This window comes from Veillonellales bacterium, assembly GCA_039680175.1.
In the GTDB taxonomy this organism is placed as follows: domain Bacteria; phylum Bacillota; class Negativicutes; order JAAYSF01; family JAAYSF01; genus JBDKTO01.
Window position 1 is genome coordinate 1 of sequence record JBDKTO010000018.1, and the last position, 8,622, is coordinate 8,622.

The window sequence follows — 8,622 nt, forward strand, 5'->3', positions numbered from 1 at the left end:
GGCGGGCGTACAGCGACCAGCCATCTCCCAACTCCGTTGTCGCTTTCAGCCGGATGGTACTCATCGTACCGGAAACATCCGGACTGCCTGACGCCGTATCTTTCTCATATTTTACCAATACATCGCCGGTCAGTTGTACCGGATCGGCAAAAGCCGCCGGTGTCAAGCAAATCATCAAGCCCATCAGCATAATGGGAAATATTTTCTTCAAAACCCATCCTCCTCCGAGTCGGTATGATTGTAAATATAAGCAGACCAAGCCTGCCCTTAACAGCACACTTGATCTGCAAAAAGATCACCTGTTCTTATTCAATCACCGGAATAGCCGGACGATCCTTGCCTCGCTCCACATATTTATTGTCAATAGCATCTTTTACATGCTGCACATAAATATCCTGAATAGCCGCATTTTCTCCCAAGCCGTGAATATAGGTATCCACCTGGAACCCGGCGGCCAGCAGTTGGGATTTAAAGGACTCTTTATCGGCACCAGCCATGTCATTGTTGGCGTGATCGCCGGCAACCAGCATAATCGGCATTAAAGTTACTTTTTCAATTTTATTTGCCTTTAACTCTGCAATCAAATTATCAATTGTAGGATATCCTTCCACTGTAAAAACAAATATATTTTTAAGACCCGCATCCTGGATCTTCATTTGCAGCGCGGCATAAGCCGTATTGGCCGGATTGACACCGCCGTGTCCCATCAGCCCAATCGCTTCGTGTTCTCCCAGTGAGGGAAACTGCGTTTGGAATGCCTGGATCGCAATTAAATAATCATCGGGTTTTTCCCCTTCCTGCCCGGTATAATACAATACAGGCCGGCCTACAGCCAACGTGTTGAAGACGCCTTTTCCCCGGTACTTGTCAACCACACGCATCAGCTTCGTGTATTCATCACCGGCTTCCATATGCAGCGGTTGAATGACCACATCGGTAAATCCCTCTTCAACCAGTTTATCCAGCGCTTGCTTCTCCGTATCAAACTGCAGTCCGTCCCGGTCCGCCAGTTTTTTGATAATAATACGGGAAGTAAAGGCATGACGGACTTCATAATCGGGAAAAGCAGCCTTAATTTTGTTTTCCACTGCTTCGGTGGTTACTTTCCGGGTATCGGCATAAGTAGTGCCGAAACTAACGACCAGAATTGCCTTTTTCGCCGCGTCTCCTTCAGCCGCATCTCCCTCAACCGTATCTTCCTCTGCCGCATAAGCCTTCTGCCCGGTACTGATTCCGCCAAAGCAAAAGGAAACTAACAATGTCATCATAAGCAGATAAATACTTTTTTTCATTTTTTTCGCCCCTTCTACTATTGAAATTTCAAGTTTCTTTGTTCTGAAATCACCTCCCGAAAAACTGCTGGCAAAAAAACTCCCCCGGGCCTTGCAGGGAGGCTTTTATAAAAGTAATTCCCGCCAAATAAAAATCCCGGCAAAATAGCCGGGAAGGAACACTCTCGTATAATCCCCTTCCCATCGCTCGTAGGTAAAACGGTGATTGCTAAACAGGCAGTTCTCCTGGCTCTGAGTCATCGCTCGCCCAAACCTTCCCAAGAAATTCTTCTTAGTGGTAAAACATGGGTTCACTCTTCATTACAGTGGCGGGACCGCGCCGGCATTACACCGGACTTCCCTATTAAGCCCCTTGGGGGGGCACCTGTTTCCAGCTTATGAATTTGTCATGACAAACCGTAATTTTTCTTAGTTTACTATAAAAACTCATCATTAGCAAGAAATTTTTACTACAGTTTGACGGCCGAAAAATAAGCTTCCAGTATCTTGCGCGCCACCGGTGCTGCCGACACCGACCCTTCCCCTCCGTCCTCCACCAGCACGGCGACAACAATCCGGGGATTCTCCGCCGGGGCATAACAGGCAAACCAGGCATGGGTCGTATTATGTCCGGTTTCCGCCGAACCGGTTTTACCGGCAATCGCCGGCTGAAATCCTTTGAATACGGCAGAGGCCGTACCTGCCGTAGTGACCTGCACCAGCCCCCGGCGAATGGCATCCCAGCTTTCCGGCCGCAAATAGATGGTGTGCAACACTTCCGGTTGAACAACCTCCAGAACTTCGCCGTCGGGCGACAGTGTTTTATCGACCAGCATTGGACGATAAACGACACCGCCGTTGGCTACTGCCATAAGCAGCAGAGCCTGCTGCAGTGGAGTCGTCAAATAGTAGCCCTGTCCGATAGCGGCAATCAATGTTTCACCGGGATACCATGGTTCACCGTAAGTTTCCTGCTTCCATTCCTCTGTAGGCACAAATCCCCCTTCCTCTCCCGGCAGTTTAATGCCGGTAGGCCGGCCCAGGCCAAAAGTCAGAGCATAACTGGCCAGATTGTCGGCTCCCAGGCGATGCCCCAGTTCATAAAATACCGGATCGCTGGACCAGGCGATAGCATCCACAATCGTCAGCGCTCCCAGTCCCTTCGGCTCCCAGCCGTAAAAACTCCAGCCCGACAAGACATAAACCCCTTTATCCTGAAACACTTCCGCCGTCGTCGTACAATTTAAATCCAAAGCCGCGGCACTAGTCACGACCTTAAACACCGACCCCGGTGGATACTGGCTTTGAATGGCTTTATTGGTTAAAGGATGATTGGGATCGTTCAATAAGCCGTTCCAGTCCTGGACGGTAATACCGCCGGCAAATACATTAGGATCAAAAGAAGGAGCATTAGCCATTGCCAGTACCCCGCCGGTATGCACATCCAGTACAACAGCGCTGCCGCCTTTCGCCGGTTCGCCGATTTCCCTGGCAGTAAGAATCTGATTCTGCAAAGCTTCCTCTGCCGCCTTCTGTAGATTGGCATCCAAGGTCAGCACCATTCCCTTGCCGGGAATAGCCGTTTTTTCCCCGATACGCTCTGTTTCCTCGCCCATAGCGTTCACTTCCACCTGACGGCCGCCGTCAGTTCCCTTTAGCGCATCTTCCCAAACCCGCTCCAGCCCGTCCTTGCCGATCAAATCATTAGAACTGTAGCCCCGCTCCCGGCGTTCGGCGAATTCCGCTTCGCTGATATTGCCGACATAGCCAAATACCTGGGCCGCCAGCTGCTTATAGAGATAATAGCGCACCGGTATCGCTTCAATAATAACTCCCGGCAAATAATATTTTCGCTCTTCCACTTTGGCTAGCACTGCGGCATCCACATCCCGCTTCAGCCGGACCGGAGTATAGGAAAAATCCGCCCCGGCTTGGATCATCCGTTGAATTTCTCCCACCGGCAGTCCGGTAATTTCCGCCAGTATGGGCGTCGCTGTCTCTCCGCTGCTATATTCGTAAGGAAGAACCGATAGGGCAAAGCTGGGACGATTGCTCACTAAAACTGCCCCGTTCCGATCATATATCGTTCCCCGCGGTGCCTGGGCGGTAATCTGCCGAACCCGATTATTCTCCGCCACTTTTTTATATTGAGGTCCCTGCAAGATCTGCATCCAGGCCAGCCGCAGCACGAGCAGCAGGATGATTCCGGCAAGAATTGCGTGTAATATCCCCATACGGCGGGATTTTTCCATGTCCCACATTCATCATTGCCCCTTTCCTCATTCTTATTATGGCAATAAGGGACAAAAAAAATAGCCCTGAACAGGGCTATTAACGCGATTTTAAACTGCCGTTATTTTCCGGAATAATCTTTGCCAATCACGACCGTGGCCTGGGTGCTCTTGCTGTCGTCCTTGGTGATCTGGAGAGCGTAGGGGAAAGGCAGTCCCCTCAGCCGGTTAATTACTGCCGTATCCGTAGTATTGGAAATAACGACCGTACTTTTGTAAGCTGCGGCAGAATTGGAAACTCCGGCGACCTCAAATCCCTGTTCCCGCAGCAGGGAAGCCATTCTAGCGCCGGCGCCGTCAATCCCGCTGGCATTCAAGACATCAACCCGTACTTTTGCCAGAGAACTGGCAGGCTGGGGTGGAGAAACGGGGGTCCCCGTCTTTGGTTTTGCCGGCTCCACCGGTGCTTTTGGCGGCTGCACCGCTTTAGGCACCTCTACCACTTTCATTTCTTTGGGAATGGAGCTTTGATACTCGGCTGCCTCCCGCTGCGTGGCGCCAACAAATTTTTCATCCATGGCAGCACCAAGCGTCTGGGCCATATGCTGCCGCAAGGCAACAAGATCCGGCAGCCAATAGCTTACATCATCAATATAGGCAGGCTTGCCCGGCACCATGTCGGTCCTAAGTCCCTGCTGGTAAGCATCGTTCACAATCTGAGCCATACTCAGCATCTGACCGGTGGACATGTCGGTTATTACCGCCGAACTAACTTCCTTAATAATAGTCGGTATTTTAGGAATAATCGAGGGGCTGGCAATTTCTTTCAGCACTGCCTTCATAAATTTATGCTGCCGCTGAACCCGGCCAATATCGCCTTCCTCATCCCGGTAGCGGACATATTGAATCGCCGTCTCGCCATCCATGTGCTGCAGCCCGGGTTTTAAATTTATAACCAGGCCGCCGTTATCATCATAAGGATCGGTATAGTACATCCGTTTTTCCACATCAATATCCACGCCGCCAATGGCGTCGACAATCTTCTTAAACCCGTTAATATTAATAAGGACATAATGATCCATATTAATCCCCAGCAGACCTTCTACCGCCTTCATGGACAGCTTGTGTCCGCCCATAGCATAGGCATGGTTGATCTTGTCCCAGCCATGGCCGGGAATCTTCACCCGGGTATCCCGGGGAACGGACAGCATCGACACCGACTTATTCTTGGTATCTACCGTCAAAACAAACAGGGTATCCGAACGGCCCACATCACCGTCCCGCTGATCGACGCCCATCACTAAAATATTCACCTTATTTTCAGCGGTCAAATGGCCGCCGGCACTTTGCTCCGGGCTGCCGCCGAACCAATAATACGCCGCGGCCGCCACTGCAGCCACAGCCATAATAACAATCAATATAGAAATTGTGCGCTTTTTCGCTGCTCCCCGCTGAGCCTGAAGGCGATCTCCCATTCGCGGCATCAAGCGCACCCCCTCTCTCTTAATATCAATCGAAAAAGTCATTTCCGCTTCTGCAAACTAAAAACAAGCCCCCAAATTTTCCGAGGGCTTGTTTTAGTATAACAAAGTATTACAACTTCCGTCAAGATTTTTACATGACGGTGTAGCCTTCTTCTTCAATTACCGCCTTAATTTGCTCCATACTTACAACGGCTGCATCAAATGCAATCGTTAATTGTCTGGCCGGCAAATCAACTTCGGCAAAGCTTACTCCGTCCAGGGATTTTACCGCTTTTTCCACAGCATTTTTGCAATGCCCGCAGCTCATCCCTTTTACCGTAATCTTTTGCTTCATACTGCCATGTCTCCTCTCCTTCTATTCCTATTTTATATATTCTTACCGGTCATTAAAAAAACCTGCATGGGGACGATTGGGGCATGGCACTTGGCACTTGGCACTTGGCTCATAACTCATAGCTCATAGCTCATAGCTCATAGCTCATAGCTCATAGCTCATAGCTCATAGCTCATAGCTCATAGCCATTCTACTGCTGTTTGGGAAACTTTTGATTGATGAGGGGCCATATTTCCGGCTGTTCCTGCCCAAGCCGCCAGATGGCTATCCCGGCGGGATTATATTTGGCTATAACATCCAGTTTGGCAGCCGTACTCTTGGTATTTTCAAACCAGACTTCCCGGTTCTTATATTTAAAGTGGGGCGCCTGGGAACTATCATCATAGAGAATCTTTGCACCATTTTGCTCAGCCCGTACAATAGCGTCAACATATTTCACTGTTTCCGCTTCACCGGACTCCGGCCAGTCATAGCCATAGGCGCCTACGCCGATAATGACTTTTTGCGGACCGCCGCACTGTTCAATAGCATATTTGATATTTTTTTCGTACCAGCTAATTTCGGCAATCGGTCCCGGTTTAGAAGATCCCCAATGATGGTCATATGTCATAATTTGTAAGAAATCTGCATTTTTAGCCAGCTCGGGATAATTGTAAGCGCCAGATACGTCGGCGGAAACATCCACCTGGGGGAATACCGAAATAATCAAAATTTTGCCGGCGGCTTTCATTTTAGGATACAGTTCTGCCATAAACGCCGTTAGATTATCCCGGTGTTTTACCGGCAGCAGTTCAAAGTCAATGTTGATGCCATCATATTTTTTGTCCTTTGCCAGCTTGACAATGTTGTCAATCGCCTTGCTGCGGACAGCCGGATCAGCCAAAATAGCATCCGTCGCACCAGTTTTATTCGTTACCAGAGGAAACATCTTAAGGCCCAAATTCCTGGCAGTATCATACACCAGCTGGCTGTCATGAGCCTCAATCGTACCGTCCTTAGTTGCCCGATACCAAAAAGGCCCCACTCCGGTCAGACTCTTGGCAAAAGCTTTCATGCTGGGAAAGGACCCTGTCTGGTCAGGCGTCCCCGGCCAGGGATTTTCATAATAGCCAATCACTAACCGCGGCGGCATAACCAAATTTCCCGTCCCTCCCGGCGTATCCGGTGCACCAGGAAGAGGCTTGGGGGAAGGCTTATTGCCGCAGCCGCCTAGCAGTACCACAGCTGTTATTGTAAACAGAATCAACAATAGGATCGCAACCGTTTTTGAATTACGCAACCTCGTTCACCCTTTCCAATCCAATTTGCTTTTAGTATTGGCGGAGGAATTATTCTTATACCGCCGCACCTAAAAAATCAAGCCGGCATGTACTATGCCGGCTTGATGATAGGAAAGTTCATTTATACAAAACCATATTGTTTACGCTTACTCATCGTAATTTTTAGCATAAGCCGCTTGCAGCACTTCGTTAGGAAGCTCATTTTCCCAGCGGGCAACCACTACGGCTGCGATGCAGTTGCCGATCAGATTGCAGGCGGTCCGGGCCATATCCATAATCCGGTCAACGCCGAGAATGATAGCAACTCCTTCAACCGGCAGACCGAAAGCAGCAACCGTACCGGCAATAACGATAATGGACGCGCCGGGAACGGCGGCAATTCCTTTGGTAGACAGCATTAATGTCACAACGACCAACAGCTGAGTAGCCAGCGGGAAGTCAATATTGTACATCTGGGCGACAAAAATAACTGCCAGACAGCTGTACAATGTCGAACCGTCCAAGTTAAATGAATAACCGGTAGGCAGTACAAAAGTAACAATATGCTTGGGAATACCAAACCGCTCTAATTTCTCCATGGCAATTGGCAGCGCCGCTTCACTGGAGGCAGTCGAGAAGGCAATTAGAATCGGCTCTTTGATAGCCCTCAGCACCTGGAAGAAATTAATCCGCAGCCCGATTGTTGCAAAAAAGGCTAACAAGAAGATAAAGACCACCAAGGCAAAATAGAGACAGCCGATTAACTTTGCCAGTGGCAGAAGCATAGCTAAGCCAAATTTGCCAACCGTATAGGCGATTAGAGCAAATACACCGATGGGAGCCAGTTTCATAACATAATAGGTAAATTGAAACATAATTTCAGCAATACTGGTAGCCAGTTTCACTACCGGCTCGCCTTTCGGTCCCATATGGGCGGCAGCCACACCAAAAAAGCAGGAGAACAAAATAATCTGAAGCATATCGCCGCGGGAAGCAGCATCCACCACATTGGTCGGCACGATATTGACAATCATCTGCATCATATCAACCGATTTTTTCGCTGCGTTTGTAACAGAAGACGCATCGGCACCGGTTGCAATCGCCACTCCGGCTCCAGGTTGGAAAACATTGGCAATAATTAAACCAACCGCTAAAGCCAGTGTAGTCGCCACTTCAAACCAGATAATTGATTTTAAGCCTAAACGCCCCAGTCTTTTAAAGTCGCCGGTCCCGGCAATCCCCATAATCAATGCACTGAAGATCAATGGTACAACGATCATCTTGATCATGCGGATAAACATATCGCCGATTGGCTTTAATGCCTGCCCATAACTGGGGAAAATATAGCCGAAAACAACCCCGGCAATTAGAGCAATGAAAATCCACGAAGTTAAGCCAATTCCTTTACCTTTAGCCATGATTTACCTCCTAATAAAAATTTTTTGCCACCTCGCTGCAATCCCCTGGAGTAGATGCTCCACCTCCCTTATACAGCTGTTTTTAAAATTTATAAGTGCACAGGGGATCTAAAACTCATACGTCGGCAAGCAAAATTCTGTATACAATATCCTTTTTCCTGAATATTGTATTATTAGATTATTATTTCGACTGAGTTAAATAAATTCCTTTCTAGTTTTTAAAAATTAGAAAGGAATTCGCTTATTTTTTTAAATTTTTAGAATTTTTATTATAAGTGTAGGGTAATCCTGCCTCTGTCATATCCTATCCGCCCGGATTAACATAACGAGGAAAGAATTACCCCTTATCTTTGTATGAGGCACTCTGTTTCTGCGTCATCTCGCTGACACGCAGTATCTGCCCTAGATGAACAAAGCACTCACATTTTTTGATTGTTATATTACCATTTAGTTATTCATTCTATGCTTTTTACCCCACTTTAACTAAAAACCTTACGGGATACATACACATAGCCGTCCATAATAGGTTTCGACGTCCGGCTTACACCGGCCTGCACCAGATTCAGACTGCCGTCCGATAATTTCTCCAGACTGATCACAAATTCCAGAATTCCGGAAGGATGTC

Annotated in this window: 7 protein-coding genes and 1 riboswitch; all 7 genes read right to left on the reverse strand. The window is 48.3% G+C overall.

Features of this window, described 5'->3' with window-relative positions:
• The coding region (locus ABFC84_02900) for a hypothetical protein (protein MEN6411697.1) at nt 1-211 on the reverse strand (211 nt) is incomplete at its 3' end.
• Between the two features lie 94 nt (nt 212-305).
• On the reverse strand, nt 306-1,292 hold the full coding sequence (locus ABFC84_02905; GenBank protein ID MEN6411698.1) for a sirohydrochlorin cobaltochelatase: 987 nt from the start codon (nt 1,290-1,292) through the stop codon (nt 306-308).
• Nucleotides 1,293-1,489: 197 nt separating this feature from the next.
• Nucleotides 1,490-1,675, reverse strand: a riboswitch (cobalamin riboswitch).
• Between the two features lie 66 nt (nt 1,676-1,741).
• The gene (mrdA, locus tag ABFC84_02910; protein ID MEN6411699.1) at nt 1,742-3,532 is read right to left on the reverse strand and encodes a penicillin-binding protein 2; all 1,791 of its coding nucleotides are present in this window, start codon (nt 3,530-3,532) and stop codon (nt 1,742-1,744) included.
• Nucleotides 3,533-3,624: 92 nt separating this feature from the next.
• Nucleotides 3,625-4,986, reverse strand: a complete 1,362-nt coding sequence (locus ABFC84_02915; protein ID MEN6411700.1) for an LCP family protein — start codon at nt 4,984-4,986, stop codon at nt 3,625-3,627.
• Nucleotides 4,987-5,116: 130 nt separating this feature from the next.
• On the reverse strand, nt 5,117-5,320 hold the full coding sequence (locus ABFC84_02920) for a copper ion binding protein (GenBank protein MEN6411701.1): 204 nt from the start codon (nt 5,318-5,320) through the stop codon (nt 5,117-5,119).
• Between the two features lie 190 nt (nt 5,321-5,510).
• Nucleotides 5,511-6,599 carry a glycosyl hydrolase family 18 protein gene (locus tag ABFC84_02925; GenBank protein ID MEN6411702.1) on the reverse strand — a complete coding sequence of 363 codons (1,089 nt, stop codon included), beginning with the start codon at nt 6,597-6,599 and terminating at the stop codon, nt 5,511-5,513.
• Between the two features lie 147 nt (nt 6,600-6,746).
• Complete coding sequence (locus ABFC84_02930; GenBank protein MEN6411703.1) at nt 6,747-7,997, reverse strand: cation:dicarboxylase symporter family transporter; 1,251 nt, start codon at nt 7,995-7,997, stop codon at nt 6,747-6,749.
• Nucleotides 7,998-8,622: the final 625 nt, after the last annotated feature.

Excerpts from the sequence above, each read along its gene's own strand:
- ABFC84_02905 (MEN6411698.1), bottom strand. The coding sequence starts at position 1,292 with ATGAAAAAAAGTATTTATCTGCTTATGATGACATTGTTAGTTTCCTTT.
- mrdA (MEN6411699.1), bottom strand. The coding sequence starts at position 3,532 with ATGTGGGACATGGAAAAATCCCGCCGTATGGGGATATTACACGCAATT.
- ABFC84_02915 (MEN6411700.1), bottom strand. The coding sequence starts at position 4,986 with ATGCCGCGAATGGGAGATCGCCTTCAGGCTCAGCGGGGAGCAGCGAAA.
- ABFC84_02920 (MEN6411701.1), bottom strand. The coding sequence starts at position 5,320 with ATGAAGCAAAAGATTACGGTAAAAGGGATGAGCTGCGGGCATTGCAAA.
- ABFC84_02930 (MEN6411703.1), bottom strand. The coding sequence starts at position 7,997 with ATGGCTAAAGGTAAAGGAATTGGCTTAACTTCGTGGATTTTCATTGCT.